This window comes from Stenotrophomonas sp. ISL-67 (assembly GCF_018612915.1).
In the GTDB taxonomy this organism is placed as follows: domain Bacteria; phylum Pseudomonadota; class Gammaproteobacteria; order Xanthomonadales; family Xanthomonadaceae; genus Stenotrophomonas.
In genome coordinates this window covers 623,821-649,152 of record NZ_JAGGRL010000001.1, presented here as the reverse complement: position 1 = coordinate 649,152, position 25,332 = coordinate 623,821, and the positions used below count along the sequence as shown (strand labels likewise).

The 25,332-nt window shown below is 66.4% G+C and carries 25 protein-coding genes and 5 tRNA genes; 13 read left to right on the top strand and 17 right to left on the bottom strand.

What is annotated here, in order from left to right:
• Nucleotides 1-19: 19 nt before the first annotated feature.
• Both folK and pcnB read right to left on the bottom strand, forming a co-directional pair.
• Nucleotides 20-508 carry a 2-amino-4-hydroxy-6-hydroxymethyldihydropteridine diphosphokinase gene (gene folK, locus J7J08_RS03170; RefSeq protein WP_214901386.1) on the bottom strand — a complete coding sequence of 163 codons (489 nt, stop codon included), beginning with the start codon at nucleotides 506-508 and terminating at the stop codon, nucleotides 20-22.
• 3 nt (nucleotides 509-511) lie between these two features.
• Nucleotides 512-1,882 (bottom strand): polynucleotide adenylyltransferase PcnB, encoded by a 1,371-nt coding sequence (pcnB, locus tag J7J08_RS03165; protein ID WP_214901384.1) that lies wholly within the window; start codon nucleotides 1,880-1,882, stop codon nucleotides 512-514.
• A gap of 50 nt (nucleotides 1,883-1,932) precedes the next feature.
• Between pcnB and J7J08_RS03160 the strand changes: the two genes are divergently transcribed.
• A tRNA-Glu gene (locus tag J7J08_RS03160) sits at nucleotides 1,933-2,007 on the top strand.
• A gap of 63 nt (nucleotides 2,008-2,070) precedes the next feature.
• Here the strand turns inward: J7J08_RS03160 and J7J08_RS03155 are convergent.
• Complete coding sequence (locus J7J08_RS03155; RefSeq protein ID WP_214901382.1) at nucleotides 2,071-3,492, bottom strand: sugar porter family MFS transporter; 1,422 nt, start codon at nucleotides 3,490-3,492, stop codon at nucleotides 2,071-2,073.
• 249 nt (nucleotides 3,493-3,741) lie between these two features.
• On the opposite strand from J7J08_RS03155, the gene fdxA reads away from it, so the two are divergent.
• Nucleotides 3,742-4,065, top strand: a complete 324-nt coding sequence (gene fdxA / locus J7J08_RS03150) for a ferredoxin FdxA (RefSeq protein ID WP_214901380.1) — start codon at nucleotides 3,742-3,744, stop codon at nucleotides 4,063-4,065.
• 206 nt (nucleotides 4,066-4,271) lie between these two features.
• Here the strand turns inward: fdxA and J7J08_RS03145 are convergent, their stop codons facing one another.
• Nucleotides 4,272-4,781: a hypothetical protein gene (locus J7J08_RS03145; RefSeq protein ID WP_214901378.1), complete on the bottom strand. Its 510-nt coding sequence runs from the start codon at nucleotides 4,779-4,781 to the stop codon at nucleotides 4,272-4,274.
• Nucleotides 4,782-4,809: 28 nt separating this feature from the next.
• Nucleotides 4,810-5,703 carry a 4-hydroxy-tetrahydrodipicolinate synthase gene (gene dapA / locus J7J08_RS03140; protein ID WP_214901376.1) on the bottom strand — a complete coding sequence of 298 codons (894 nt, stop codon included), beginning with the start codon at nucleotides 5,701-5,703 and terminating at the stop codon, nucleotides 4,810-4,812.
• A 163-nt stretch (nucleotides 5,704-5,866) separates the two neighbouring features.
• On the opposite strand from dapA, the gene J7J08_RS03135 reads away from it, so the two are divergent.
• From J7J08_RS03135 to J7J08_RS03090, 10 genes are all read left to right on the top strand, one after another.
• The gene (locus tag J7J08_RS03135; protein ID WP_019183297.1) at nucleotides 5,867-6,427 is read left to right on the top strand and encodes a glycine cleavage system protein R; all 561 of its coding nucleotides are present in this window, start codon (nucleotides 5,867-5,869) and stop codon (nucleotides 6,425-6,427) included.
• Nucleotides 6,428-6,508: 81 nt separating this feature from the next.
• Complete coding sequence (locus tag J7J08_RS03130; RefSeq protein ID WP_214901374.1) at nucleotides 6,509-6,988, top strand: peroxiredoxin; 480 nt, start codon at nucleotides 6,509-6,511, stop codon at nucleotides 6,986-6,988.
• A gap of 81 nt (nucleotides 6,989-7,069) precedes the next feature.
• On the top strand, nucleotides 7,070-8,470 hold the full coding sequence (locus tag J7J08_RS03125; protein ID WP_214901373.1) for a PhoH family protein: 1,401 nt from the start codon (nucleotides 7,070-7,072) through the stop codon (nucleotides 8,468-8,470).
• The gene (locus tag J7J08_RS03120; RefSeq protein ID WP_214901371.1) at nucleotides 8,467-8,973 is read left to right on the top strand and encodes a hypothetical protein; all 507 of its coding nucleotides are present in this window, start codon (nucleotides 8,467-8,469) and stop codon (nucleotides 8,971-8,973) included. The genes J7J08_RS03125 and J7J08_RS03120 overlap by 4 nt, the downstream gene beginning before the upstream one ends.
• A gap of 30 nt (nucleotides 8,974-9,003) precedes the next feature.
• Nucleotides 9,004-9,675: a YoaK family protein gene (locus J7J08_RS03115; protein WP_214901368.1), complete on the top strand. Its 672-nt coding sequence runs from the start codon at nucleotides 9,004-9,006 to the stop codon at nucleotides 9,673-9,675.
• A 45-nt stretch (nucleotides 9,676-9,720) separates the two neighbouring features.
• Nucleotides 9,721-10,530 (top strand): bifunctional hydroxymethylpyrimidine kinase/phosphomethylpyrimidine kinase, encoded by an 810-nt coding sequence (gene thiD, locus J7J08_RS03110; RefSeq protein WP_214901366.1) that lies wholly within the window; start codon nucleotides 9,721-9,723, stop codon nucleotides 10,528-10,530.
• On the top strand, nucleotides 10,527-11,366 hold the full coding sequence (locus tag J7J08_RS03105) for an alpha/beta fold hydrolase (protein ID WP_214901364.1): 840 nt from the start codon (nucleotides 10,527-10,529) through the stop codon (nucleotides 11,364-11,366). Before thiD ends, J7J08_RS03105 begins: the two co-directional genes overlap by 4 nt.
• Before the next feature lie 61 nt (nucleotides 11,367-11,427).
• Nucleotides 11,428-11,504, top strand: a tRNA-Arg gene (locus J7J08_RS03100).
• A 54-nt stretch (nucleotides 11,505-11,558) separates the two neighbouring features.
• Nucleotides 11,559-11,635, top strand: a tRNA-Arg gene (locus J7J08_RS03095).
• A 36-nt stretch (nucleotides 11,636-11,671) separates the two neighbouring features.
• Nucleotides 11,672-11,748 (top strand) — tRNA-Arg (locus J7J08_RS03090).
• 73 nt (nucleotides 11,749-11,821) lie between these two features.
• Here the strand turns inward: J7J08_RS03090 and J7J08_RS03085 are convergent.
• Together J7J08_RS03085 and J7J08_RS03080 are read right to left on the bottom strand one after the other, a co-directional pair.
• Entirely contained in the window at nucleotides 11,822-12,970 is a 1,149-nt protein-coding gene (locus J7J08_RS03085) for an alpha/beta fold hydrolase (protein WP_214901362.1), read from the bottom strand.
• Nucleotides 12,971-13,324: 354 nt separating this feature from the next.
• Complete coding sequence (locus J7J08_RS03080; protein ID WP_214901361.1) at nucleotides 13,325-14,248, bottom strand: LysR family transcriptional regulator; 924 nt, start codon at nucleotides 14,246-14,248, stop codon at nucleotides 13,325-13,327.
• A gap of 140 nt (nucleotides 14,249-14,388) precedes the next feature.
• Between J7J08_RS03080 and J7J08_RS03075 the strand changes: the two genes are divergently transcribed.
• The gene (locus J7J08_RS03075; protein ID WP_214901359.1) at nucleotides 14,389-15,090 is read left to right on the top strand and encodes a pirin family protein; all 702 of its coding nucleotides are present in this window, start codon (nucleotides 14,389-14,391) and stop codon (nucleotides 15,088-15,090) included.
• Nucleotides 15,091-15,154: 64 nt separating this feature from the next.
• On the opposite strand, the gene J7J08_RS03070 is transcribed toward J7J08_RS03075, so the two are convergent.
• The 10 genes from J7J08_RS03070 to hfq all read right to left on the bottom strand — a co-directional run bounded on the left by J7J08_RS03070 (nucleotide 15,155) and on the right by hfq (nucleotide 25,262).
• A tRNA-Ser gene (locus J7J08_RS03070) sits at nucleotides 15,155-15,247 on the bottom strand.
• A gap of 81 nt (nucleotides 15,248-15,328) precedes the next feature.
• A complete protein-coding gene (csrA, locus tag J7J08_RS03065) occupies nucleotides 15,329-15,532 on the bottom strand; it encodes a carbon storage regulator CsrA (RefSeq protein WP_019183311.1) in 204 nt (67 codons plus the stop codon).
• A gap of 141 nt (nucleotides 15,533-15,673) precedes the next feature.
• Nucleotides 15,674-18,322: an alanine--tRNA ligase gene (gene alaS, locus J7J08_RS03060; protein WP_214901357.1), complete on the bottom strand. Its 2,649-nt coding sequence runs from the start codon at nucleotides 18,320-18,322 to the stop codon at nucleotides 15,674-15,676.
• 144 nt (nucleotides 18,323-18,466) lie between these two features.
• Entirely contained in the window at nucleotides 18,467-18,958 is a 492-nt protein-coding gene (recX, locus tag J7J08_RS03055; RefSeq protein ID WP_214901355.1) for a recombination regulator RecX, read from the bottom strand.
• Between the two features lie 108 nt (nucleotides 18,959-19,066).
• Nucleotides 19,067-20,110: a recombinase RecA gene (gene recA / locus J7J08_RS03050; protein WP_214901353.1), complete on the bottom strand. Its 1,044-nt coding sequence runs from the start codon at nucleotides 20,108-20,110 to the stop codon at nucleotides 19,067-19,069.
• A 202-nt stretch (nucleotides 20,111-20,312) separates the two neighbouring features.
• Nucleotides 20,313-20,963, bottom strand: coding sequence for a transcriptional repressor LexA (gene lexA, locus J7J08_RS03045; protein WP_214901351.1), 651 nt, complete (start codon nucleotides 20,961-20,963; stop codon nucleotides 20,313-20,315).
• Between the two features lie 304 nt (nucleotides 20,964-21,267).
• Complete coding sequence (ubiB, locus tag J7J08_RS03040) at nucleotides 21,268-22,947, bottom strand: 2-polyprenylphenol 6-hydroxylase (protein ID WP_214901349.1); 1,680 nt, start codon at nucleotides 22,945-22,947, stop codon at nucleotides 21,268-21,270.
• A gap of 35 nt (nucleotides 22,948-22,982) precedes the next feature.
• A complete protein-coding gene (locus tag J7J08_RS03035; protein WP_214901347.1) occupies nucleotides 22,983-23,477 on the bottom strand; it encodes a CinA family protein in 495 nt (164 codons plus the stop codon).
• A 166-nt stretch (nucleotides 23,478-23,643) separates the two neighbouring features.
• Nucleotides 23,644-24,954 carry a ribosome rescue GTPase HflX gene (gene hflX, locus J7J08_RS03030; protein ID WP_214901345.1) on the bottom strand — a complete coding sequence of 437 codons (1,311 nt, stop codon included), beginning with the start codon at nucleotides 24,952-24,954 and terminating at the stop codon, nucleotides 23,644-23,646.
• A gap of 23 nt (nucleotides 24,955-24,977) precedes the next feature.
• Nucleotides 24,978-25,262: an RNA chaperone Hfq gene (hfq, locus tag J7J08_RS03025; RefSeq protein ID WP_214901343.1), complete on the bottom strand. Its 285-nt coding sequence runs from the start codon at nucleotides 25,260-25,262 to the stop codon at nucleotides 24,978-24,980.
• Nucleotides 25,263-25,332 lie beyond the last annotated feature (70 nt).

The following is a 25,332-nucleotide window of genomic DNA, read 5'->3' as shown; positions in this document are numbered from 1 at the left end:
GGTGGCGATAAGCCGCGCATTATCCTCCTATTGGCGCGATCCCGCAGGCCTCGATGCGCATCGCAGCATCCCGCACGCGGCCCTGCCCCGGTATCACCGCCTCCGGGGCGATCTCTGCCAGCGGCAGCAGCGCGAACGCACGCTCGTGCAGGTAGGGGTGCGGAACCTTCAACTGCGGCAGGTCGATGACCGCATCGCCAAACAGCAACAGGTCCAGGTCGAGCGTGCGCGGGCCCCAGTGCACGGCCGCATCGCGAACCCGGCCGAACTCGCGCTCGATGCGCAGCAGGGCGTCCAGCAGCACGATCGGCTCCAGCCCGGTATCCAACAGCGCGGCGGCATTGACGAACGCCGGCTGGTCTTCATTGCCCCAGGCCGGCGTGCTGTAGAGCTGCGAGCGCGCCCGCAGCGTGGTCAGCGGCAGCGCGGCCATGGCCTCGAATGCCGCGCGCAGGGTCTGCGCGGCGTCGCCGAGGTTGGCGCCCAGTCCAATACAGGCCAGGGTCACGGCTTACTCGCCTGCAGCGCCACCGGGACGACGACGGCGGCGGCGGCGCTTGCGCGGTGCCCCGCTCTCGTCCAGCTCACCTTCGGCCTGCGCGGCATCCAGCGTCGAATCCAGCTCGGGGCCGGACTGCAGCTGGGCTTCACGCCAGAACTCGACGTCGGCCTGGTGCTCGCTGGACGCGACCTGGCGCAGGGCGAGGAAGTCGAACGCCGCGCGGAAGCGTGGGTGGGTCAGCGTACGGATGACGCGCTTGCGCTGGCGCGAGCTGAAGCGCCCCTGCAACAGCCAGATTTCCTGCATCGGCAGCGAGAACCGGCGCGGCAGCGCGATGGTGGTCAACTGGTGCAGGGTGACCCGGTCGGCGGCACGGCGCTGCGCTTCTTCCAGCTGCACGCCCTGCTTCTGCAGGGTCGCCAGCGCGCGGCAGAAGGCCGGCCACAGCAGCAGCGCGAACAGGAACGACGGCGACACCGGCTCATCGTTGGCCACGCGCTGGTCGGTGTTGTGCAGGCCTTCGATCACCATGCGGCGCAGCGCACCACTGCGGTTGCTGCGCAGCGCGGCGGCGCTTTCGGGGAACAGCACGTCGAGCAGGCCGTAGCGCTCCAGGCCTTCGAAGCTGGCCACGCCGTGGCCGGAGAGGAACAGCTTGAGCACTTCCTCGAACAGCCGGGCCGGCGCGGCTTCGCCCAGCAGGCTGGCCAGGCGCGGCAGCGGTTCGGCGCTGGCGTCATCGATCTGGAAGCCCAGCTTGGCCGCCAGGCGCACCGCGCGCAGCATGCGCACCGGGTCTTCCTGATAACGCTTTTCGGGGTCGCCGATGAGTTTCATCAGGCGCTCCTGCACGTCCTCGAAGCCGCCGGTGTAATCGCGCACCGAGAAATCTTCAATGGCGTAGTACAGCGCGTTGCACGTGAAGTCGCGGCGCACCGCATCGTCTTCGATGCTGCCGTACACGTTGTCGCGCACCAGCATGCCGTTCTCCATCTCGCGGTCGCCACTGCCATCATCGATGTTGGCGCGGAAGGTGGCCACTTCGATGATTTCACGGCCGAACACCACGTGCGCCAGCCGGAAGCGGCGCCCGATCAGGCGGCAGTTGCGGAACAGCGATTTGACCTGCTCCGGCGTGGCGTCGGTGGCCACGTCGAAATCCTTGGGGTTGCCGCCGACCAGCAGGTCGCGCACGGCGCCACCGACCAGATAGGCGCCAAAGCCCGAATCGCGCAGCCGGTACAGAACGCGCAGGGCGTTGGGGCTGATGTCCTTGCGGGAGATGTTGTGCTGGTCGCGGGGAATCACGCGCAGACTGAACGGTGATGTAGCAGAGGAATTGATGTTGGCGCTTCCGGTTGAAGTTTCGGGATTGCCCAATGGCATCGAGGTCCATATACTAGCGCGCTGCGCAGTTCGCGACAAAGCATGCTCCCTTCGTCTAGAGGTTAGGACGTGGCCCTCTCAAGGCTAAAACAGGGGTTCGAGTCCCCTAGGGAGCACCACCGCCGCGCGCTGACTGACGAAAAACCCCGCCTTGGCGGGGTTTTTGCGTTGAGGGGAGCCTCTCACCCCTCCATCTGCTCCAGCTCCTTGCCCTTGGTCTCGCGCACATGGCGGGCCACGAAGAAGATCGACGCCACCGCCGCCGCCGTGTAGATGCCGTAGGCCCCGGCCAGGCCGATGCCGGCCAGCAGGATCGGGAAGGTCACGGTGATGGCGAAGTTCGACGTCCATTGGGCCGCCCCCGCCACCGCCAGGCCCGAGCCGCGGATCTGGTTGGGGAACATCTCGCCCAGCATGACCCACATGACCGGGCCCCAGGACATGTTGAAGAACACCACGTAGACGTTGGCCGCCACCAGCGCCAGCCGGCCCATGCCATCGGACAGCTGCAGACGGCCATCGGCCAGGGTGCCGCTGGCGAAGGCCACCACCATCAGCGCCAGCGCCACCGACATGCCCACCGAGCCGACCCACAGCAGCGGCTTGCGGCCGATCCGGTCGATCAGCACCACCGTCAGCAGGCAGGCACCGATGCTGAGCGCGCCGGAAAGCACGTTGATCAGCAGCGCGTCGTTCTCGGAGAAACCGACCGCCTGCCACAGCACCGCGCCGTAATAGAACACCACGTTGATGCCGACCAGCTGCTGGAACACGGCCAGGCCGATGCCGACCCAGACGATGCCACGCAGCTTGCCGGTGCCCTTGTCGACCAGGTCCGACAGCCGCGGGCGGTGCTGGTCCTGGGCCAGGGAGCCCTCGATTTCGGCGATCTTGGCCTGGGCCTCCGCCGCACCGTACAGCCGGGTCATCACCGCCAGCGCATCGGCGCGACGGCCCCTCACCACCAGGTAACGCGGGCTTTCCGGGATCACCAGCAACAGCACCAGGAACACGGCCGAGGGAATGGCCTGCATCCAGAACATCCAGCGCCAGGCAGCCTGGCCCAGCCACAGCACCTCGGTGGAGGCGCCGGCGGCGCGGGCCAGCAGGAAGTTGCTCAGGAACGCGCAGAACAGCCCGCTGATGATCGCGATCTGCTGCACCGTGGCCAGCCGCCCGCGATAACGGGCCGAGGCCACTTCAGCGATGTAGGCCGGCGACATCACGCTGGCCGCGCCGACCGCAAATCCGCCGATCACCCGCGCGATCACGAACGCCAACGAGCTGTGCGCCGACCCGGCGCCCAGCGCCGACAGCAGGAACATGACGGCGGCGATGATCAGCACCCCGCGCCGGCCCATGCGGTCGCCCAACCGGCCGGCGAAGAAGGCGCCGATCGCGCAGCCCAGCAGCATCGAGGCCACTTCGAAGCCGATCCCGGCCTCGCTGGACTGGAAGGTCTGCTTGAGGCCATCGACGGTGCCGTTGATGACGCCGCTGTCGAACCCGAACAGGAAGCCGCCGATGGTGGCGACACAGCTGATCAGCACGATGAAGGAGGTGTTCTCGCCGCGGGCGGCGTTGGCTGCAAGTGTGGTGGACATGAAGGGTCCTGGCAGGAGTGGGACGGCAACGGGTCAGCGCAGCGGGTATTCGTTCAGCAGGTTCTCACACCTCCACGCCCGCCCACAAAGGGCTGCGGGGGTTGGTCTGCCTGCCTCTCCGCCCGTCCGGGTGTCTACCGGTGGGCATCGGCATCTAACCGCACCGACCGGCTCCGGCGCATCGTGCACTGCGACAAAGGCCCAACTGTTCTAGAATTGTCCGGCTTACTGTCGGATCCAGATCCAGCCATGCCCTTTGTCGTCACTGAAAACTGCATCAAGTGCAAACACACCGATTGCGTGGAAGTGTGCCCCGTGGACTGTTTCCACGAAGGCCCGAACTTCCTGGTGATCGACCCGGATGAGTGCATCGACTGCACCCTGTGCGAGCCGGAATGCCCGGTCAACGCTATCTTCCCCGAAGACGACGTGCCCGCCGGGCAGGAAAAGTTCGTGGCGCTCAACGCCGAGCTGGCCAAGGCCTGGCCGGTGCTGACCGTGCGCAAGGACCCGCCCGCGGACGCCGGGGAGTGGGACGGCAAACCAGACAAGCTCCAGCATCTGGAGCGGTGAAACGAAAAAAGGCGCCTCTGGCGCCTTTTTTGTTTGAATCGGTGGCCATCTGGAACCCACCGGGCCTGTAACGGTTCGGGGCACATGGTTGGTTAATCCGGTGCCCAATGGGCCCCTGGTTGTTTAATCCCGATCCCAATGGGCCCGTAACAATTGCTGGCCCATCTGGGCAAACAGGTCCGGCCAACGGCCGGACCCGCAGGAAATCACTGCGCCAGTTTGGCCTTCAGCTCGCCCAGCAGCTTGGTCGGGGCCGGGCCGGTGGCCGGCAGGCCGCGCGGGTCGACGGCCGAGATGTAGGCGCCGGCTTCGACGGCAACCACGCGGACCAGGAAATCGTTGTCTTCATAGTTGACGTCGAACGAGCCCAGCAGCTGGGCCTTGCTGGCGATCTTCACGCCCTCAACCGACTCCAGCGCCGTGCCGACCTTGCCGAACACCTCTTCCTTGCTGCCCGGGATCGTGAAACCGGCATTGTTGGCAGCCGGCGCCTGGGCCGGGGCCGACGTGGCGGCCTGCGAGGCCAGCACCGGAACCTGGGCGGCCGGGTTGCCCGGGGCGTTCAGATCCGGCGGGATTTCCAGCGGGCGCACTTCCGGCGCCAGTGCGTAGTCGCCCTTGACACCGCGCTTGAAGCAGCCGGTGGTACCCACCAGGGTGGCGGTGGCCAGAATCGCGAACGACAGCACGCGGATGGCGGAAACGGATTGACGCATGTGAATCTCCTGGGTCAGGCCACTGGTGTCAGTGGCTGGAAAGGGCTTCAAGGGCACCGATGTCGGTGGCCAGGTGTTCGGCGGCGGCGTGGTGGGCGGCCGACAGCGGCAGCAGCGGCAGGCGCAGGCCGTGGCCGATGCCGATCCGGTGCAGCAGCGCCTTCACCGGAATGGGGTTGGGCTCCACGCCACAGAATTCATGGAACGGTTCCAGCCTGGAATCCCAGGCCTCGGTGGCCTCGCGCTCGCCGGCCGCAGCCAGGTCGCACATGCGCCGGTAGGCGCCGGGCAGCGCGTTGGAGCCAACCGAAATCAGCCCGTCCACGCCGGACAGGATCGAACGGGCGGCGGTGCCATCGTCGCCACTGAGGATGGCAAAGTCCGGCGAACGCAACGCCAGCAGGGCCTGGACCCGGCCCACATCCCCCACCGCCTCCTTGATCCCCACAATGTTCGGGTGCCTGGCCAACTCGGCCACGGTCTCCGGCAGCATGTCGCACCCGGTGCGGCCCGGCACGTTGTACAGGACGACCGGCAGGCCGCCCTGGTCGGCCACCGCGCGGTAGTGCGCGATCAGGCCGGCCTGGGTCGGGCGCACGTACGGCGGGGTCACCACCAGCGCATGGGTGGCGCCGTTGGCGGCCGCGCGGCGGGTCTGCTCGATCGTTTTGGCGGTTCCCGACAGGCCGGTGCCGGCCAGCACCGGGACGCGCCCGGCAACGGTTTCGACCGCACTGCGCAGCAGTTGGTCGTATTCGTCATCGGACAGGGTCGCGGCCTCGCCGGTCGACCCGGCCACCACCACCCCGTGAACGCCACCCTCCAGTTGCAGGTGCAGCAGGCGCTGCCAACCGTCGGGATCCAATGCGCCATTGGCCTGGAAAGGCGTGGCCAGCGCGGTGATGAGACCGGAAAGGGACAAGGAAACGATGCTCGGAAGAAAGGGGGACGACGGCCGCTGAAAGCGCGGTCGGACGTACGTTGCATGTTACTTGCGGGTCGAAAGCGCGGGCAAGTATGCTGGACTCCGGCGAACGCGCCGTCGTCGGCGCCGTTCAGACTCATCCCGCATTACCGGAACCACCTTGACCGACACCACGCCGCGGCCTGCGCCGACCGAAAACCATCTCCTGATCAACGCCTATACGACGCATCCGGAGTCCCCCCTGCTGCCCGTCACCCGGCGCATCGCCGACAGCGGCTGCAACCTGGTCGATGCCCGCCTTGCCACCGTGGGCCGCGATGTCTCGGTCACCGCCCTGGCCACCGGCTCATGGGACTCGGTGGCCAAGCTGGAAGCCATGCTGACCCGGCTGGAACGCGAGGAAGGCCTGAAACTGGTGTGGTACCGCACCGGCGCCAAGCAGGCGCAGTCGAACCTGCTGCCCTACATCGTGGAAGTGATCGCCGCCGACAAGCCCGGCATCCTGTTCCAGCTGGCCGATTTCTTCGACCGCCAGGGCATCACCATCGAAAACCTGCAGAGCACCCGCTACCGCGCCATGCAGACCGGCGCGGAGATGTTCTCGGCGCAGGTCACCATCGGGGTGCCCGCCAACATGCACATCGCCGCACTGCGCGACGATTTCCTCGAATTCTGCGACCACCTCAACCTGGACGCGATCATGGACCCGATGAAGTTCTGACGGCTTCGCGCGTTCATCACGAACGCGCGGTGTTTCATGCAGTTGTAAGACGCTTCACTCAGGCTCCGCAGCAAGGACCTCATGAACAACGGCGATACCCTGGACAGCACCACCCTCGCCCTCCCGCTGGCCCTGTCCGGCGGCGAACACACCACCCTCGGCGATCTCGCCGGCCAGTGGCTGGTGCTGTACTTCTACCCCAAGGACAGCACCCCGGGCTGCACCACCGAAGGCATCGACTTCAACGCGCTGCTGCCCAGGTTCAAACGCGCCGGCGCACGGGTGTTCGGCGTGTCGCGCGATTCAGTCAGGTCGCACGATAATTTCTGCGCCAAGCAGGGTTTCGCCTTCCCACTGATCAGCGATACCGACGAAGCGCTGTGCACCGCCTTCGACGTGATCAAGCTCAAGAACATGTACGGCAAGCAGGTGCGTGGCATCGAACGCAGCACCTTCCTCATTTCTCCCGACAGTCGTATCGTGCAGTCGTGGCGCAAGGTGAAAGTCGCCGGCCACGCCGATGCCGTCCTTGATGCCCTGAAGGCCGCGAAAACCCAGTGACCCACCTGCACCCCACAATGGCCATCACCCTGCCCTGCAGGCCGTGATGGCTTGTCCCTGTTCTGCCACCAGGAAATGACGATGACCCGAGGCAAGCGCATCTACGTTCTGGATACCAACGTGCTCATGCACGATCCAACCGCGCTGTTCAAGTTCGAGGAGCATGATGTCTACCTGCCGATGCAGGTGATCGAAGAGCTGGACAACGGCAAGAAGGGCACCTCTGAAGCGAGCCGCAATGCCCGCCAGGTGAGCCGCTTCCTCAACGAACTGGTGCAGGCCTCCGGCCTGGACAACCTGGCCGACGGCATTCCGCTGCAGCGCCCGAACGGGCTGCAGCTGCGCGGCAAGCAGAGCGTGGGCCTGCTGCGCTTCCAGACCAGCCACTTCGATGCCGGCAAGAGCTTTGGCGCGGTCATTCCGGACAACGCCATCCTCGGCGCGATCCTGGCACTGAAGGAACAGACCCCGGAGATTCCGGTGGTGTTCGTGTCCAAGGACATCAACCTGCGGATCAAGGCGGCCATCGCCGGGATCGTGTCGGAAGACTACGAGAACGACCGCGCGCTGGACGATTTCAGCCTGCTCTACACCGGCGCCACCGAGCTGCCGGAAGATTTCTGGAAGAAGCACACCGACGACCTGCGCAGCTGGAGCGACAAGGGCCGCACCAGCTACGAAATCCAGGCCACGGACGACGAGGACTGGCATCCCAACCAGTACGCCTACCTGCCCGGCGAGGATGAAGTGGAACTGCGCGTTGCCAAGGTCGACGGCAGCGGTAAGACCACCCTGTCGCTGGTCGACGATTTCCGCCATGGCAGCCACGCGGTATGGGGAATCAGCGCGCGCAACCGCGAGCAGAACTTCGCCCTCAACGCGCTGATGGACCCGGAGATCGATTTCGTCACCCTGCTCGGCACCGCCGGCACCGGCAAGACGCTGCTCGCGCTCGCCGCCGGCCTGGCCCAGACGATGGACCAGCAGCGCTACCGCGAAATCATCATGACCCGTGCCACGGTCAGCGTCGGCGAAGACATCGGCTTCCTGCCCGGCACCGAGGAAGAGAAGATGACCCCCTGGATGGGCGCGCTCACCGACAACCTGGAAGTGCTCACCCACACCCAGGAAGGCGGCGCCTGGGGCCGCGCCGCCACCAACGACCTGATCGCCAGCCGGATCAAGATCCGTTCGTTGAACTTCATGCGCGGGCGCACGTTCCTGTCGCGTTACCTGATCCTGGACGAGGCGCAGAACCTCACCCCCAAGCAGATGAAAACACTGATCACCCGTGCCGGCCCCGGCACCAAGATCGTCTGCCTGGGCAACGTCGAGCAGATCGATACGCCGTACCTGACCGAAACCACCTCGGGCCTGACCTACGCGGTGGACCGCTTCAAGAACTGGCCGCACAGCGCGCACATCACGCTGCGCCGTGGCGAGCGTTCGCGCCTGGCCGATTACGCTTCGGAGGTGTTGTGAACCGTTCCCTGTTCCGTGCGTTGCTGCCGCTGGCGCTGGCCACGCTGGCAGCCGCCTGCACGCCTGCCAACACCCGTCCCGGCGCCACCGTGCCGACAGCGGTCAAGACCGGCCAATCGTGGGTGGTAACCCGCCCACTGGTGGTTGCCCAGGTGCTCGATACCTGCTCGCGTCCCAGCCCCGGCCAGACGCCGGGGCGGGTGACCGGCTACTGGGCACCCAGCCGCCAGCAGATCGAACTGCTGGAAAGCCGATTGCCCACGCTGGAGGCGCAGGTACCCAACGTCACCGATTTCGATCGCCAGTATGTCGGCATCGAAGTGGACGGACGCAAGGTGATCTATCTCAACGCCTTCCGTCTGCCCGACCACAGCGAAGTCGATCCGGCCCGCGAAGCGATCCGCGTCTGCGATGGCGGCGCAATGTTCTGGGGCGCGGTATTCGATCCGGCCACCGGCACATTCTCCGAGCTGCAGTTCAACGGCCCCCCCGTGGGTCGCTGAGCGCTCCATGTTCAACGCCGTCCACGGCCAATGACCATCCGGTTACCCACTTGGGTATGGATCGGCGCGATCGCATTGTCGTGCGTGGCAGGCATGGTCAACGTGGTCGGCTTCCTCGGGTTCGAGCACCAGGCCGTCAGCCATATGACCGGCACCACCAGCCAGCTCGGCATGGCCCTGGCGCAGGGCGACTGGCGCGTGGTCGGTCACCTCTGGGGCCTGCTCATCGCGTTCTGCCTGGGCGCGATGCTCAGTGGCATGATCGTGCAGGACAGCGCCCTGCGGCTTGGTCGCCGCTATGGCATGGTGCTGACGCTGGAGTCGCTGTTGCTGCTGGTCGCCATTCCACTGTTCAAACAGCAGCAGATCTGGGGTGCGCTGGCCGCCGCGATGGCCTGCGGCCTGCAGAACGCGATGGCCACCACCTTCAGCGGCGCGGTGGTGCGCACCACCCACCTCAGCGGCATGTTCACCGACCTGGGCATCGGACTGGGCCACCTGCTGCGCGGCCTGCCGCTGCCGATCCGGCGCCTGACCCTCAGCGGGCTGATCATCAGCGGTTTTCTGGCCGGCGGCATTCTCGGCGCATGGCTGTTCCTGCGCCTGGGCTACAACGCCCTGCTCGCGCCGGCATTGCTGACCGGCGGCACCGGATTCGGCTACATGCTGTATACGCAGTGGCAACGGCTGCACCAGCACTGAGCAGGCACGCCAGCACGACCACCGCAAACACTGCACAATCGGCGCATGACGCCCTCCACTCCCGTTTCCGCACTGACCATCGCCGGCTCCGATTCGGGTGGCGGCGCCGGTATCCAGGCCGACCTGAAAGCCTTCGCCGCGCACCGCGTGCATGGGTTGTCGGCGATTGCCGCGCTCACCGCACAGAACACCCGCGGCGTCACCGCCGTGCATGTCCCGCCGCTGGATTTCCTGCAGGCGCAGATCGACGCGTGCTTCGCCGACTTCGACATCCACGCGGTCAAACTGGGCATGCTGGCCAACGCCGAGGTGATCGGACTGGTCGCCGACGCGCTGGAAAAGTACCGGCCCACCCACGTGGTGCTGGACCCGGTGATGGTCGCCACCAGCGGCGCACGCCTGCTCGAAGGCAGCGCACTGGCGGCGTTGCGCACGCGGCTGCTGCCATTGGCTACCCTGCTCACCCCCAATACGCCCGAAGCCGAACTGCTGCTTGGCCGCCGCATCACCAGCGCCGATGACGCCGAAGATGCCGCCGCCGCACTGCTCGACCTCGGTGCGGGCGCGGTGCTGCTCAAGGGCGGCCACATGGCCGAGGGCGCACGGGTGATCGACCGTTACTTCGATGGCGTCACCCGCGAGGAGTTCATCCACACCCGGCTGCCGATGGACGCGCATGGCACCGGCTGCACGCTGTCCTCGGCGATTGCCGCACAGCTGTGCTGCGGCCTGTCGTTGCCGAACGCCTGCGAGGCGGCCATCGATTACGTCGCACGCGGCCTGCAGAACGGCTATGCGCCCGGCCGCGGCGATGTACGGGTACTGGATCACTTCGGCGCGGCACGGCCGGCATGACGCGCTCGATCGTGGTGCCGGTGCAGGCCGACGATGGCCATCGGTTCGAGCTGATCGGGCGCGTGCCGGCGCAGCCACGCGCGCAGCTGCTGTGGCTGCCGGCCCTGGGCGTGTCGGCGCGCAACTACCAGGCGTTCGCCGATGCGCTGGCCGCACGCGGCATCAGCGTGTTCCTGCACGAGTGGCGGGGCAACGGCAGCAGCAGCCTGCGACCCTCGCGCGCGCAGGACTGGGGCTACCGGGACATCCTCGAACAGGACCTGCCGGCCAGCCTGGCCGGGTTGCACCTGCACGGCAACGCACCGCTGATCATCGGTGGGCACAGCCTGGGCGGGCAGCTGGCGTGTGTGTTCGCCGGCCTGCATCCCGGCGTGTTCGCGCGGCTCTGGCTGGTCGCCACCGGCACCCCATACTGGCGCACCTTCCCTGCCCCGCGTGGCTGGACCCTGCCGCTGGTATACCGCTTCCTGCCGTGGCTGGCGCAACGCCAGGGCGTGCTGCATGGACGCCGGCTTGGCTTTGGCGGCACCGAAGCACGCGGACTGATCCACGACTGGTCCCGGGTCGGCCTGAACAATCACTACGCCGGTACGGGCATCAGCGCGGATCTGGAGGCCGGCATGCGCCAGCTGCGCGGCCAGGCCGACGCGGTGCTGCTGGCCGACGACTGGCTGGCGCCAGCGGGCTCGATGCAGGGCCTGCTGGCCAAGCTGCCGCAGGTCACTTCCACGCTGTCCATAGTGCCCGCGAGCACGCTGGGCGCGCGCGCCGACCACTTCGCGTGGATGAAGGCGCCGGAGGCCGTGGTGAAGGCACTTTTTCATTCATTTGAATGAAGTTCTTCACAAAAGCGTTGACGGATGCGGCGTCGATCCGCATAATTCCGCTCCTGTTGACGCGCCCGTAGCTCAGTTGGATAGAGTACCTGGCTACGAACCAGGCGGTCGGGAGTTCGAATCTCTCCGGGCGCACCATCAACAGGCTGGCAGCGTCGCCTCTGCCGGCAGCAGCAACAACGTGATGTAAATGCGCCCGTAGCTCAGTTGGATAGAGTACCTGGCTACGAACCAGGCGGTCGGGAGTTCGAATCTCTCCGGGCGCACCATTACATCGCGGCCAGGCAACACCAGACAATGCAAGCGCGCCCGTAGCTCAGTTGGATAGAGTACCTGGCTACGAACCAGGCGGTCGGGAGTTCGAATCTCTCCGGGCGCACCATTGCATCGATGAGAAGAAGGCAGCCATGGGCTGCCTTTTTTGTGTGCGCCGCACCGACACCCATGGGGTGTCTCTACCCCTGCCCGGAAACCGGCGCGCGGACCGCGGCCATCGCCATCCGATCGGCTTCCCGGGGCAGCTGCGGCGAAGGGCATCGGCCGCCAGCGTGGTCATCGTGCGCAAGCCAGTCGTCGACCACCCCGCCCAGCAGGTCCAGGCGCAGCGGCAGGGTGATGTGGTCTTCGCCGCGCATCTCGATGTAGTGCACGCGCGGGCTGGCGGCCGCCAGTGCACGCCCCTGCTCCACCCGCACGTGCGCGTCATCCTGGCCGTGCAGCAGCAGCACGCAGGCGCGCGTATCCGCCAATGCGCGGGTCACGTCCACCGTATCCAGGTCCAGGTCCAGGCGCTGGCTGGCGGCGGCAATCACCGCGTCGATGTTCTGCCCGCCATAGCGCCAACGCCCATACGCAGCCATCGCCTGCGCCTTCCACGCGGTTGGCTGCAGCGACATCAGGTGCGGGATCATGCTGCGGATCGCGTCGCCGGCATTGGCGAAAGACTCCATCGCGACCACGCCGGTGACCCGGTCGCCGAGCTTGTCGGCGGTGAACAGTGCGGTGGCCGCCCCGTAGGACACGCCGAACAGGTACAGCGGTCCGACCACTTCACCGCGGCGCTGCAGTGCATCGATCACATCGATCACGTCATCGGATTCGAACGTGCCATAGCCCGACGGCGCCGCGCCGGAATGGCCATGGTTGCGCAGGTCGATGGTGATCACCCGGTAACCCGATTCGGCCAGCTGCAGCGACCACGGCAACATCGAATCACCGTTCATCATCCAGCCGTGCAGCAGCACCACGGTGCCACGCGGCGGCTGCGCCTGGAACGGGTACGGCAAGGCCAGCTGCAGCCCGGTATTCAACGGCTCGCCGTTCTCGTGCTGTTGTGCCAGGTACTGATAGCGCAGACCATAGCGCCCCGGATCGAAGGCGCGCCAGAACAGCGGCACGCCGGTGCGGCCGGTCACGAAGCCATGCCGGTTGGGCACCGCCTCCACCGCTTCCGCGATGCGCGCGGTATCGAGCAACGTCGACACGCCGCCCGGCGCGACCAACCGATCGCTGAGCGAGGTCGAGGCGGCAGAGGAAGTAAGCGATGAGCACGCAGCCAGCCACAGGCCGGCCCCGGCCAGCACAAGCAGCAGCAGGCGTTTCATGGGCGCAAAGGTTCACATTGAGCCCCGCAGGTTAGCGACCGCGCGGACGGCGCTCTACCGCACCCAGATGACCAAACCGTGACAACCAGCCGTCGTTCAGCAATCACGGCCCCGTCCGGCGCACGGCTTTACCGGATGTATCCCTGCCCCAATGGGCCCGTAACAATTCGTAGGTCCGGCCGTTGGCCGGACACCGCGCGCAGCGCGGCACAAGCGTCCGAAGACCCAGAAAACCGCCGCCGCCGCCAATCTGTCCGGCGTTTGGACGAACCGAAGCCACGCCTCAGGCGTTCATGACCCCGGAACAGAGAGCAGCCACGCAGGGCGTGGCCCTACGGCAGGATTTTCCCGGGATTACAGCCATCCCCGCATCTGCTCCCACCACCCCTCCATCACCCCCGGCTGGCGCATCCGCTCGCGCCACCAGCGCAGCGCAGCGCCCTCCTCCCCGGTCCGCCAGGCCAGCCAGAAGGTCTCGTCAGGCTTCGGCTCCTCCACCTGCCGCACCACCAGCCGACCCTGCGCCACCGCCGCCTGCACATACGGCTCCGGCAGGAACCCGAACCCCAGCCCCGCGCACTGCAGCCGGAACTTGCTGACCGTATCGGGCACGGTCACCGTTTCCTGGCCCATCAGCAGGCCGACCGTACGCGGCAGCAACCGCCGCGCCGAATCGGCCACGGCGATGGCGCAATGCGCCGCCAACTGCTCGCGCCCCAGTGGTTCCGATACGGTCGCCAGCGGGTGACCGGGCGCCACCGCGAATACGAACCGCACCACGCCCAGCGGCTCCACTACGTATCCCCCGCCACTCGGCCCCTCCCCGGCCGCGCCGACCAACAGGTCCGCACGCCGGTCCAGCAGCGCCTCCCAGGTGCCCGACAGCGCCTCACTGATCAGCCGGATCCGGGTCTGCTCGGCCACCGCGCTGAAGGCCCGCACCGGTTCGGCCAGCAAGGCCGGCTGGAACAGCGAATCCACCGCCACGGTCAGCTCCGCCTCCCACCCCGACGCCACCCGGCGCACCCGCATCTCCAGCTCGCGCGCCGCGCGCAGCAGGTGGCGGCCCTCTTCAAGCAGCGCCACCCCGGCCTCGGTCAGCTGCGCGCGCGGGCCGATCCGGTCGAACAGCTGCACGCCCAGGTCCTGCTCCAGCTTGGACACCGTGTAGGAGATCGTCGAAGGCACCTTGTGCAGCTCCTTGCCCGCCGAGGCGAACGAGCCGCGGCGGTCGATGGCATCCAGGATCTGCAGGGCGTCGAGGCTGAGCTTGAGCATTCGAATTTTTCGATGATGGCTTGCAAAACTATCCGTTTTTCAAGGCCGCCACGCAAGCGGATACTGGCGCCAACAGGAAAGGGACAACACACATCGCCCCGGACCGTCATCGAAACCATCGAACACCCGAGGAGAGCATCATGCTGCAGATCCGCAAGAGCGCCACCCGTGGCCAGGCCAACCATGGCTGGCTGAACTCCCAGCACACCTTCTCCTTCGCCAACTACCATGACCCGCGCTACATGAGCTTCGGCCCGCTGCGCGTGATCAACGAAGACAAGGTGATCGGCGGCCAGGGCTTCGGCACCCACAGCCACAGCAACATGGAGATCGTCTCCTATGTGCTCGGCGGCGCGCTTGAGCACAAGGACTCGATGGGCACCGGCTCGGTGCTGCGCTACGGCGACGTGCAGCGCATGAGCGCCGGCAGCGGGGTCAGCCACAGCGAGTTCAACCATTCGGCCGATGAAACCGTGCACTTCCTGCAGATCTGGCTGTTCCCGGATACCGAGAACATCACCCCGAGCTACCAGGAGACGCATTTCGCCCCGGAGGCCAAGCGCGGCCAGCTACGCCTCATCGCTTCGAAGGATGGCCGTGATGGCGCGCTGCTGATCCACCAGGATGCCAACATCTACGCCACGATCCTGGATGGCGACGACCGTGCCCACCTGGCCCTGGCCCCGCGCCGTGGCGCCTATGTGCAGGTTGCCCGCGGCCAGCTGCAGGTCAACGGCATCACCCTGGACACCGGCGATGCGTTGCAGATCACCGACGAGGCCCAAGTGACCCTGGAAAACGCCAGCGATGCCGAAGTGCTGGTGTTCGACCTGCCGCTGTAACGGCAGGGAGGCGCGCACAAAGAAAAAGGCCTTCGTACTTTCGTACGAAGGCCTTTCTTGTTACTGGCGGAGCGGGAGGGATTCGAACCCTCGATACAGTTTTTGGCCGTATACTCCCTTAGCAGGGGAGCCCCTTCAGCCACTCGGGCACCGCTCCAGTATTCTGGTTCCGTCGCTGCGGTGTTTCTTCTCAGCGGGGGCGCGAAGAATAACGTTTTTCACACCCCGAGGTAAAGCCTTAATCGGAAGAATTTTCACTTCCCGATGCATTCGGCTCATCGCCTCGCTGGATACGCTGGTAAATCTCTTCGCGGTGCACGGCCACGTCCTTCGGAGCGGTGATACCGATACGCACCTGGTTGCCCTTGACGCCGAGCACGGTCACGCTGACCGAGTCACCGATCATCAGGGTTTCGCCAACACGGCGAGTCAGGATCAACATTTTTGCAAGTCTCCAGGGAACCGGTGGATTTTCCCGACCGGCTCAGCGCCCTGCCAAGGCACGCCACACGACAAAGGGAAAAGATTAGCCATAGTACCGTCAGCTCTCCCGCCCCATCAAGGAGCAGGAGGATTCAGGCGTTCAGATACGAGGGGTGACCCAGTCGACGACGGCGGCCAGTGCGGAAGCAAGGGCGGGCCCGTCCTCGCCACCACCCTGGGCGAGGTCCGGGCGGCCGCCGCCCTTGCCCCCGATCTGACCGGCGATGTGGGACAACAGTTCCCCGGCCTTTACCTTGCCGGTTGCACTGCCGTTCACGCCGGCGACCAATGCGGCTTTGCCGTCCTGGGTACCGGCCAACACGATCACCGCATCCCCCAGCTGCTGCTTGAGGCGGTCGATGGCTTCGCGCAGTGCCTTGGCGTCGAAACCTTCCAGGCGCGCGGCCAGGACCTTGACGCCTTTTACCTCAACTGCGCCAGCACCGAGATCCGCGGTCGCACCGGTGGCCTGCTTGGCCTTGAGCGACTCCAGTTCGCGATCCAGTTTTTTCTGGCGTTCGGCCAGCTGGCGGATCTTGTCGACCACCTCGCCCACGTTGCCGCCGAGCAGCGCGGCGGCTTCGGCCAACTGCGCTTCTTCGTGCGCCACGTAGTCCAAGGCGCCCTGCCCGGTCACCGCTTCGATGCGGCGCACACCCGAGGACACACCACCTTCGGAGGTGATCTTGAACAGACCGATGTCACCGGTGCGCGACACGTGCGTGCCACCGCACAATTCGGTGGAGTAATCCCCCATCTTCAGCACGCGCACGTTCTCGCCGTACTTCTCGCCGAACAGCGCCATCGCGCCGAAGTCGAGTGCTTCCTGCATGGCCATGTTGTGCACTTCGACGGCGTTGTTCACGCGCACCTGCTCGTTGACCTTGCGCTCGATGACGGCCAGGTCATGCGCACTGATCGGTTCGAAGTGCGAGAAATCGAAACGCAGGCGATCGGGTGCGACCAGCGAACCCTTCTGGTGCACGTGCGTGCCCAGCACTTCGCGCAACGCGGCGTGCAGCAGGTGGGTGGCGGAGTGGTTGAGGATGGTGGCGCCACGGCGCTGGCCATCCACCTGGCCGCTGAGCACGTCGCCTACCTTCAGGCTGCCGTCGGTCACGCGGCCGACATGGCCGTGGAACTGGCCTGCGAACTTCTGCGTGTCGGTGATCTGAAGGTTCACGCGGTTGCCGGAGAGGCGGCCGGTATCACCCACCTGGCCGCCGGATTCGGCATAGAACGGCGTCTTGTCGGTCAGCACGATCACCTCGTCGCCGGCCTGCACCGCGTCAACCGGACGACCCTCCTTGAGCAGTGCCACCACGGCCAGGCCATCGGCCTGCAGGCGGTCATAGCCAAGGAACGCGGTGGGCGTGAGGGTGGCAACGAGGTCTGCCGACAGGGTCACGCCGCCGCCGAACTTGCCGCCCTTGCGGCCGTCCTCGCGCTGCTTCTCCATCGCCGCGTTGAAACCGTCGATGTCCACGGTCAGGTCGCGCTCGCGCGCGATGTCCTGGGTCAGGTCCAGCGGGAAGCCATAGGTGTCGTACAGACGGAATGCATCCACGCCCGGAATGACGCCATTGGTCACCTGGGCCGCCACGTCGTCGAAGATCTTCATGCCCGAATCAAGCGTCTGCGCGAACCGCTCTTCTTCAGCCTGCAGCGCACGCACCACGGTGTCGGCCTGGGCCGGCAGTTCCGCGTAGGCGTCGCCCATCTGTTCGACGAGGGTCGGCACCAGCTTGCTGAAGAACGGCTGGCGCACGCCCAGCATCCAACCATGGCGAAGCGCGCGGCGGATGATCCGGCGCAGCACGTAGCCGCGGCCTTCGTTGGACGGCAGCACGCCATCGACCACCAGGAACGAACAGGCGCGGATGTGATCGGCGATCACGCGCAGCGATTTGTTTTCCAGGTCCGCCATGCCGGTCAGTTCGCTGGCCTTGCGGATCAGCGCCTGGAACAGGTCGATTTCATAATTGGTGTGCACGTGCTGCAGGATCGCCGCCAGGCGCTCCAGGCCCATGCCGGTGTCCACGCACGGGGCCGGCAGCGGCACCAGGGTGCCGTCGGGCTGCTTGTCGAACTGCATGAACACCAGGTTCCAGATTTCGATGTAACGGTCGCCGTCTTCATCCGGCGAACCCGGCGGGCCACCGGCAATGTGCGCGCCGTGGTCGTAGAAGATTTCGGTGCACGGGCCGCACGGGCCGGTGTCGGCCATCTGCCAGAAGTTGTCCGAGGCGAACGGGGCGCCCTTGTTGTCGCCGATGCGCACGATGCGCTCTTCTGGAATGCCGACCATGTCGCGCCACAGCGCGTAGGCCTCGTCATCGGTCTGGTACACGGTGACCAGCAGGCGGTCGGCCGGCAGCTTCCAGACCTGGGTCAGCAGCTCCCAGGCCCAGGCAATGGCATCTTTCTTGAAGTAATCACCGAACGACCAGTTGCCCAGCATTTCAAAGAAGGTGTGGTGGCGCGCGGTGTAGCCGACCTGGTCCAGGTCGTTGTGCTTGCCGCCGGCACGCAGGCAGCGCTGCACGTCCGCCGCACGCACGTAGCTGCGCTTCTCGGCGCCAAGGAACACGTCCTTGAACTGCACCATGCCGGAGTTGGTGAACAACAGGGTCGGATCATTGCCCGGCACCAGTGGTGCCGACGGCACGATGGTATGGCCCTTGCCCTTGAAGAATTCAAGGAAGTCGCTGCGGATCTGGGAGGTGGTGAATTTGGCGGATTCGGTCATGGGGGGGCTGGCTGTCTGCGGGCCGGTCGGCCCCTGGCACGCAGCCCCTATGGCCGGGTGTCATCTACAGGACCGCCGAAACCACCAAGGGTAACAGGCCAAGGCCGCAGCGACACGCCGCGCCCGTCTGACAGTCCGACCCGGTCAATCTTCCAGGTCAAAACGCGTCGCCCGGCGGATGCTGTCGCCATCGAACCCGCGGCGGGCCAGCAGGTCGGCCGCTTTTCGGCGCTGGGCCAGGTCCTGCGGCCCGGCCTCGCCAAACCGGCGGCGGACCATATCCCGGGCATTTTCGATCCAGTCGCCCTCGAAGGTGTCCATGGCGGCCGCGATCTGCTCGCTGTCGAGGCCGTGGGTCCCCAGTTCGGCACGGATATGGAGCGGCCCATAGCCACTGTTGGCGCGGAACCGGACCAGGTTCTCGGCGAACCGGGTGTCATCCTGCCAACCGGCCTCGCTCAGCTTTTCCACCGCCGCCGTGGCGGCCTCGGTTTCGATACCGCGCGCGGTGAGCTTGCGGGTCAGTTCCTTGCGCGAATGCTCGCGGCGTACCAGCAGGCCCAGTGCCCGCTGGACCGGGGTCTGTTCACGGACCCGGCGTTTGCGGCCGGGCGGCGGGGCGTCGGAATCGTGCATGGCAGCCCTCATCTGCTGCGCCATCCGTGGCGCTCCCCGTCGGGGGAAAACTGAAGCTGCGGGACAGGGCGAGCGTCACTGACGGCGCCGCCCTGCCCCGCAGTAAACTTACTCTTCGGCGTCGTCGCCATCGCTGTCACCGCTCTCGCGGGCAGCTTCGGCCGGCTGGAACTTCTCGCGCAGCTCGGCTTCCAGGCGCTGGGCAACCTGCGGGTTGTCGCGCAGGTAACCGCGGGCGTTGTCCTTGCCCTGGCCGATGCGCTCTTCGCCGTAGCTGTACCAGGCGCCGGCCTTCTCGACCAGCTTGGCTTCCACGCCCATGTCGATCAGTTCGCCTTCGCGGCTGATGCCTTCGCCGTACAGGATTTCGGTGATGACCTGCTTGAACGGGGGCGCCAGCTTGTTCTTGACGACCTTTATCTTGGTCTGGTTGCCGATGATCTCGTCGCCCTTCTTGATCGCGCCGATGCGGCGGATGTCCAGGCGGACCGAGGCGTAGAACTTCAGGGCGTTGCCGCCGGTGGTCACTTCCGGGCTCTGGCCCGGCATCATCACGCCGATCTTGTGGCGCAGCTGGTTGATGAACACCACCAGGGTGTTGGAGCGCTTGATGTTGCCGGTCAGCTTGCGCAGCGCCTGGCTCATCAGGCGGGCCTGCAGGCCCGGCAGCTGGTCGCCCATTTCACCTTCGATTTCGGCCTTGGGGGTCAGCGCGGCGACCGAGTCGACCACCACGATGTCCACCGAGCCCGAACGGACCAGCATGTCGGCGATTTCCAGCGCCTGCTCACCGGTGTCCGGCTGCGACAGCAGCAGGTCGTCCACATTCACGCCCAGCTTGGCGGCGTAGATCGGGTCCAGCGCGTGCTCGGCGTCGATGAAGGCGGCGGTACCGCCCTTCTTCTGGCATTCGGCGATCGCCTGCAGGGTCAGGGTGGTCTTGCCCGAGGACTCCGGACCGTAGATCTCCACGACACGCCCCTTCGGCAGACCGCCGATGCCGAGCGCGATGTCCAGCATCAGCGAACCGGTCGGGATGATCTCGACGGCCTCGATGACGCGGTCGCCCATGCGCATGACCGAACCCTTGCCGAACTGCTTTTCGATCTGGCTCAGGGCGGCGGTCAGGGCACGCTTTTTGTTCTCGTCCATCGGATTGGTCCTTGCAGAGGTCATGTCGTTGGAGGGGGTGTCTTTGGAGGTCTTCTTGGCCACGGGGTCACTTTAAGGTTGGCGTATCGCACAGGCTGAGATTCTGCCCGGCGTTCGGAAAAAAATTATCGGACATCCGTACCAACCTCAGCCAAACCAGAGAATCGCCACAAAAGACCGTGCATGTCGTGCGTTGAAGAAATCAGCGGTTCGGGCGCAGCAGGCCGCAATAGAGGCCTTCGATGGCGAAATCCTGGTCAGGCAGGACGTCGATCGGCTTGTAATCGGGATTGCGCGGCAGCAGCCGGATCCGGTCCTTGCCCATTTTCAGCAGCTTGACGGTGATCTCGTCATCGATGCGCGCCACCACGATCTGGCCCGAGCGGGCGTCGCGGGTCCGGTGCACGCCGATCAGGTCGCCGTCGAAGATGCCCTCGTCGATCATCGAGTCGCCCTGGACCTTGAGCAGGTAGTCGGGCGCGGGTGAGAAGAACACCCGGTCCAGCACCACGAAATCGTCCGAGCCGATGTCCGCGCCGATCGGCAGGCCCGCCGCCACCCGGCCCAGCACCGGCAGGCGCAGCACGTGGTCGGGCAGCGCGGGAACCGCCAGCGAGGCAGGCAGCCCGTCCTGCAGCGGCGGCGCCTGCACCAGCCGGATGCCGCGGGCCTGGCCGGGAATGCGACGGATCGCCCCGGCCTGTTCCAGCGCTTCCAGGTGGTACTGCGCGGCCCGAACGCCCTTGAAGCCGAACGCACGGGCGATTTCCGTCTGCGACGGCGGCGCGCCATCGGTCTCGATGCGCTCGGCGATCAACTGCAGGATCGCCTGCTGGGTGTCGGTAAGGTCCATGGTTAGTAGTATTACTACTAACACCCGACACACGCAAGCCCCCACCAGGAAAAAGCGAAGACAACGTGTCGGTATCCGGGTCTGGCCGCCAGCACGTAGCAGTTCGTAGTGCCACGCCATGCGTGGCAACCGCGCGCAGCGCGGCACAAGGATCCGAAGCCGAACGGGCATCGATCGGCACCATCCAACCGACGTTTAGACCGTCCGAAGCCGCCCGTCAGCGGTCATGCCACCGGAACGGAGAGCGGACACGCATGGCGTGTCCCTACGCCGGTAGGTAAATGATCGTCGGCGTTCGCTCCCGTCACGGATGCCGCCCGGAGCGCCAGATCGAGAACAGGATCCACACACCGCAGAACCCCGCCCCCACGAACCCGGCCACCCCCAGCGCCAGCAACCAGCGGCTCGACAGCCCGCCCACGCTGTGCATCACGATCGACGACCCAATGATCAGCGCGGCGGTGACGATCCCCACCACCAGCCGGTTCGCGGCCCGGTTGACCTGCTCACCGAAGCCCTGCGACGCGGTGGTCTCCACCTTCAGCTGCAATCGCCCGCGACGCGCCATCTGCACCAGCTGGCGCACATCGCGCGGTAGGTCACCGGCCAGGTCCAGCAACCCGATCAGGCTGCGCTTGCCGCGCTTGAGCATCGCCGAGGGCGCGAAGCGCTGCCACATCACGCGCTCCAGGAACGGGCGCGCGGCGGTGGCCATGTCGAACTGCGGGTCCAACTGGCGGCCCATGCCTTCCAGGGTCAGGAAGGTCTTGATCATCAGCGCCAGGTCGGCCGGCAGGGTCAGCGCATGCTGGCGCAGCAGCTGGGTGATGTTGCCCAGCATCAGCCCCATGTGCAGGTCTTTGAGCGGCACGCCCCGGTACTGGTCGACGAAGGTGCTGATGTCCTGCTGCAGCCGCGATTCGTCAACGTCCACGCCGCCCGACCAGTCCAGCAGCACGTCGGTGACCGACTCCGGTTCCTGGCTGACCAGCCCATGCAGCAGCTGCGCGACCTGGAACCGCCGCTGCTCTGAAATCGCCCCGACCATGCCGAAATCGATCACGCCGATCCGGCCGTCACGCAGGTAGATGATGTTGCCCGGGTGCGGGTCGGCGTGGAAACAGCCGTCCTCGAGCACCATCTTGAGCACGATGCGGGCGCCGGTGCGGGCCAGCCGGACCCGGTCCAGCCCGGCCGCATCCACGCCGGCCAGGTCGCGGCCGGGGATACCGTCCACGAAGTCCTGCACGTTGAGGCTCTCGCAGGTCCACTGCCAATGCACCTTGGGAATGAGGATGTCATTGCGCCCGGCAAAGTTGCGCGCGATGCGCTCGGCGTTGCGGCACTCGGCGGCGAAATCCAGCTCGCGCCGCAGCGAGACCTGGAACTGCTGCACCACTTCGGCGGGGCGATAGCGCTGCAGGTCCGGCAGGCGCGCTTCGACGATCTCGGCCAGGCGCGCCAGCAGGCGCAGGTCGGCTTCGATCACCTCGCGGATGCCGGGCCGGCGGATCTTCAACACCACCGCACTGCCATCGTGCAGGGTGGCACGATGCGCCTGGGCCAGCGAGGCGGCCGCCATCGGGGTCTGGTCCAGCCACGCGAACACCTCGGTGGCCGGTGCGCCAAGATCGGCTTCCAGCTGTTCGCGGACCTGCGCATACGGCAACGCCGGCACCGCGTTCTGCAATTCGGAGAATTCGGCGATCCAGTCCGGCGGGAACAGGTCCACGCGGGTGGCCAGCACCTGGCCCAGCTTGACGAAGGTAGGCCCCAGGTCTTCCATCGCCCGGCGCACCCGCACCGGGGCGGTCATGCGCAGGATCTGCTGGGTGTCGTTCCAGTGCAGCAGGCGGCCAGCGCGTTCCAGCACGTCGGCCAGCCCGATGCGGCGCACCAGGTCGCCGAAGCCATAGCGGATCAGGACCGAGGCGATTTCCTGCAGGCGCCCCAGGTCACGGACGGTTCCCAGCGTTTCCCACATCGGTGCACCCTCGTTCGACAGCAGGGCTCAGGATGTCACAGCGCCGGGAAAATTCCCGTCAGCGCCTGCTGCACGGTCTGGCGGCGGATGGCTTCACGATCGCCATCGAACTGGAACAGCTGGGCGCGGGCGTATCCCCCGCGCTGCTTCCAGCCGATCCAGACACTGCCCACCGGCTTGTCGGGGCTGCCGCCACCGGGGCCGGCGATACCGGTCACGGCCACAGCCATGCCGGCACCGGAATTGACCAGCGCACCGGACACCATTTCCAGCACGGTCTCGCGGCTGACCGCGCCGAACTGCTCCAGGGTCTGCGCGCGCACGCCAAGCAGGCGCTGCTTGGCTTCATAGCTGTAGACCACCATGCCGCAGTCGAAGAACGCCGACGACCCGGCGATGTCGGTCATCGCCTTGGCAATCCAGCCGCCGCTGCAGCTTTCGGCGCTGACCAGCTGGAGCGACGCCTGGTGCAGGCGCTGGCCGACCGCGCGGGCGAGGTCGGAGAGTTCGGTGTCGGTGGGAATGTTCATGGCAGCGTTTTAACCCGGTTGCCCGTGGGGTGTCACGTGCGCAGGGTCGTGGCTTTGACACGCATGGCGTGTCACTACGATCCTTGGTCGCGCGGGTTGGGGGTCGAACGTTGATGTCGGCTGCACCCGTTGCGTAGGGCACGCCATGCGTGTCCTTGGGACGGATTCACCACTCGGGTACCTTCTCCGGGAGCAACGCGCGGATCGGGGCACCGTCGTCGGCGGCCGCCAGCTTCTCGGCTTCGGCGATCGGGATTTCGACCTGCAGCAGCCAGCCGTCCTCGTCGCTCTGTTCGCCACGCACCACTTCCAGCTGGTGCAGGCGCGAGCGCAACCGGCCCGCGCTGGGCGGCAGGCGCAGGTCGCCGCTGACGTGCTGCAGGCCCAGGCGCTTGCCCAGTACCGATTGCAGCAGGTCCAGGCCCAGCCCGTCGCGGGCCGAGAGCCACACCCGTTCGCGGCGTGCGGTATCCGGGATGCCGTCCTGGCCGTCGTGGCGGACTTCGCTGCCTTCGATGCGGTCGATCTTGTTGAACACCAGCAGCTGCGGCAATTCGCCCGCACCGACTTCATTGAGCACTTCGTCGACCTGGGCGATGCGCTCCTCGCGGTGCGGATCGGCGGCATCGACCACGTGCAGCAGGAAGTCGGCTTCGCGCGCTTCACTCAAGGTCGCGCGGAACGCAGCCACCAGCTCATGCGGCAGGTCGCGGACGAAGCCGACCGTGTCGGCCAGCACCACGTTGCCGCCAGGCACCGCGATGCGACGCACGGTCGGGTCCAGGGTCGCGAACAGTTTGTCGGCGGCGTACGCTTCCGCGCCGGTCAACGCATTGAACAGGGTCGATTTGCCGGCATTGGTGTAGCCCACCAGCGCCACGCGCGGCAGTTCGCTGCGCACGCGGGCGCGACGCATCTGGGTGCGCTGTACTTCGACCTTTTCCAGCCGCTTCTGTAACTGCTCCACCCGCTTCTGCAGCAGGCGGCGATCGGTTTCGAGCTGGGTTTCGCCCGGGCCGCGCAGGCCGATGGCACCACCGCGCTGGCGCTCAAGGTGGGTCCAGCCACGTACCAACCGGGTGGACATGTGGCGCAGCTGCGCCAGTTCCACCTGCAGCTTGCCTTCGTGGCTGTGCGCACGCTGGGCGAAGATGTCCAGGATCAGGCCGGTACGGTCGATCACGCGGCGCTCGAGGAAGCGCTCCAGGTTGCGCTCCTGCGAGGGCGACAGCGCGTGGTTGACCAGCACCAGATCGGCACCGGTGGCCTCGGCGGCGGCCTTGATCTCGTCCAGCTTGCCCGAGCCGATCAGGATCGACGGGTTGGGCCGGTCGATGCGCGCGGTCAGGGTGGCCGCGACGCTGGCCCCGGCCGAGCGGGCCAGATCGGTGAACTCTTCCAGCACATCTTCTTCCAGCCGGCCGAAGTGCGGCTGGATCAGGATCGCGTGTTCGCCTCGCTTGGAACGATCAAACACGCGCGCCTCCGTTATTGCTTACTTCATTCAACGTCGTCTTCTTCCTGGGCACCGTCGGCGCCACCTTCATTGGACTGCACATAGCCACCACCGGGGCCCACCTTGACGTTGCGCGCAGGCACCACGGTCGAAATGGCGTGCTTGTACACCATCTGGCTCACCGTATTGCGCAGCAGGACAACGAACTGATCGAACGATTCAATCGTTCCCTGCAATTTGATGCCATTGACCAGATACACCGACACCGGCACGCGTTCGCGCCGAAGTGCATTCAGAAACGGATCCTGCAGCGATTGCCCCTTGGACATTGCACACTCCTCATTATTGTTTTTATGGTCTTCCGGCAACTGCCACGGCCCCCGCACCGGAAACTCCGAT

Bases quoted from the DNA above. Each gene is read 5' to 3' on its own strand.
- J7J08_RS03075 (WP_214901359.1), top strand. From the start codon at position 14,389: ATGCTGCAGATCCGCAAGAGCGCCACCCGTGGCCAGGCCAACCATGGC.
- J7J08_RS03155 (WP_214901382.1), bottom strand. From the start codon at position 3,492: ATGTCCACCACACTTGCAGCCAACGCCGCCCGCGGCGAGAACACCTCC.
- csrA (WP_019183311.1), bottom strand. From the start codon at position 15,532: ATGTTGATCCTGACTCGCCGTGTTGGCGAAACCCTGATGATCGGTGAC.
- J7J08_RS03145 (WP_214901378.1), bottom strand. From the start codon at position 4,781: ATGCGTCAATCCGTTTCCGCCATCCGCGTGCTGTCGTTCGCGATTCTG.
- J7J08_RS03130 (WP_214901374.1), top strand. From the start codon at position 6,509: ATGAACAACGGCGATACCCTGGACAGCACCACCCTCGCCCTCCCGCTG.
- fdxA (WP_214901380.1), top strand. From the start codon at position 3,742: ATGCCCTTTGTCGTCACTGAAAACTGCATCAAGTGCAAACACACCGAT.
- thiD (WP_214901366.1), top strand. From the start codon at position 9,721: ATGACGCCCTCCACTCCCGTTTCCGCACTGACCATCGCCGGCTCCGAT.
- ubiB (WP_214901349.1), bottom strand. From the start codon at position 22,947: ATGTGGGAAACGCTGGGAACCGTCCGTGACCTGGGGCGCCTGCAGGAA.
- J7J08_RS03080 (WP_214901361.1), bottom strand. From the start codon at position 14,248: ATGCTCAAGCTCAGCCTCGACGCCCTGCAGATCCTGGATGCCATCGAC.
- recA (WP_214901353.1), bottom strand. From the start codon at position 20,110: ATGGACGAGAACAAAAAGCGTGCCCTGACCGCCGCCCTGAGCCAGATC.
- J7J08_RS03035 (WP_214901347.1), bottom strand. From the start codon at position 23,477: ATGAACATTCCCACCGACACCGAACTCTCCGACCTCGCCCGCGCGGTC.
- J7J08_RS03125 (WP_214901373.1), top strand. From the start codon at position 7,070: ATGACCCGAGGCAAGCGCATCTACGTTCTGGATACCAACGTGCTCATG.
- J7J08_RS03115 (WP_214901368.1), top strand. From the start codon at position 9,004: ATGACCATCCGGTTACCCACTTGGGTATGGATCGGCGCGATCGCATTG.
- J7J08_RS03085 (WP_214901362.1), bottom strand. From the start codon at position 12,970: ATGAAACGCCTGCTGCTGCTTGTGCTGGCCGGGGCCGGCCTGTGGCTG.
- lexA (WP_214901351.1), bottom strand. From the start codon at position 20,963: ATGGACCTTACCGACACCCAGCAGGCGATCCTGCAGTTGATCGCCGAG.
- hfq (WP_214901343.1), bottom strand. From the start codon at position 25,262: ATGTCCAAGGGGCAATCGCTGCAGGATCCGTTTCTGAATGCACTTCGG.
- alaS (WP_214901357.1), bottom strand. From the start codon at position 18,322: ATGACCGAATCCGCCAAATTCACCACCTCCCAGATCCGCAGCGACTTC.
- recX (WP_214901355.1), bottom strand. From the start codon at position 18,958: ATGCACGATTCCGACGCCCCGCCGCCCGGCCGCAAACGCCGGGTCCGT.
- J7J08_RS03105 (WP_214901364.1), top strand. From the start codon at position 10,527: ATGACGCGCTCGATCGTGGTGCCGGTGCAGGCCGACGATGGCCATCGG.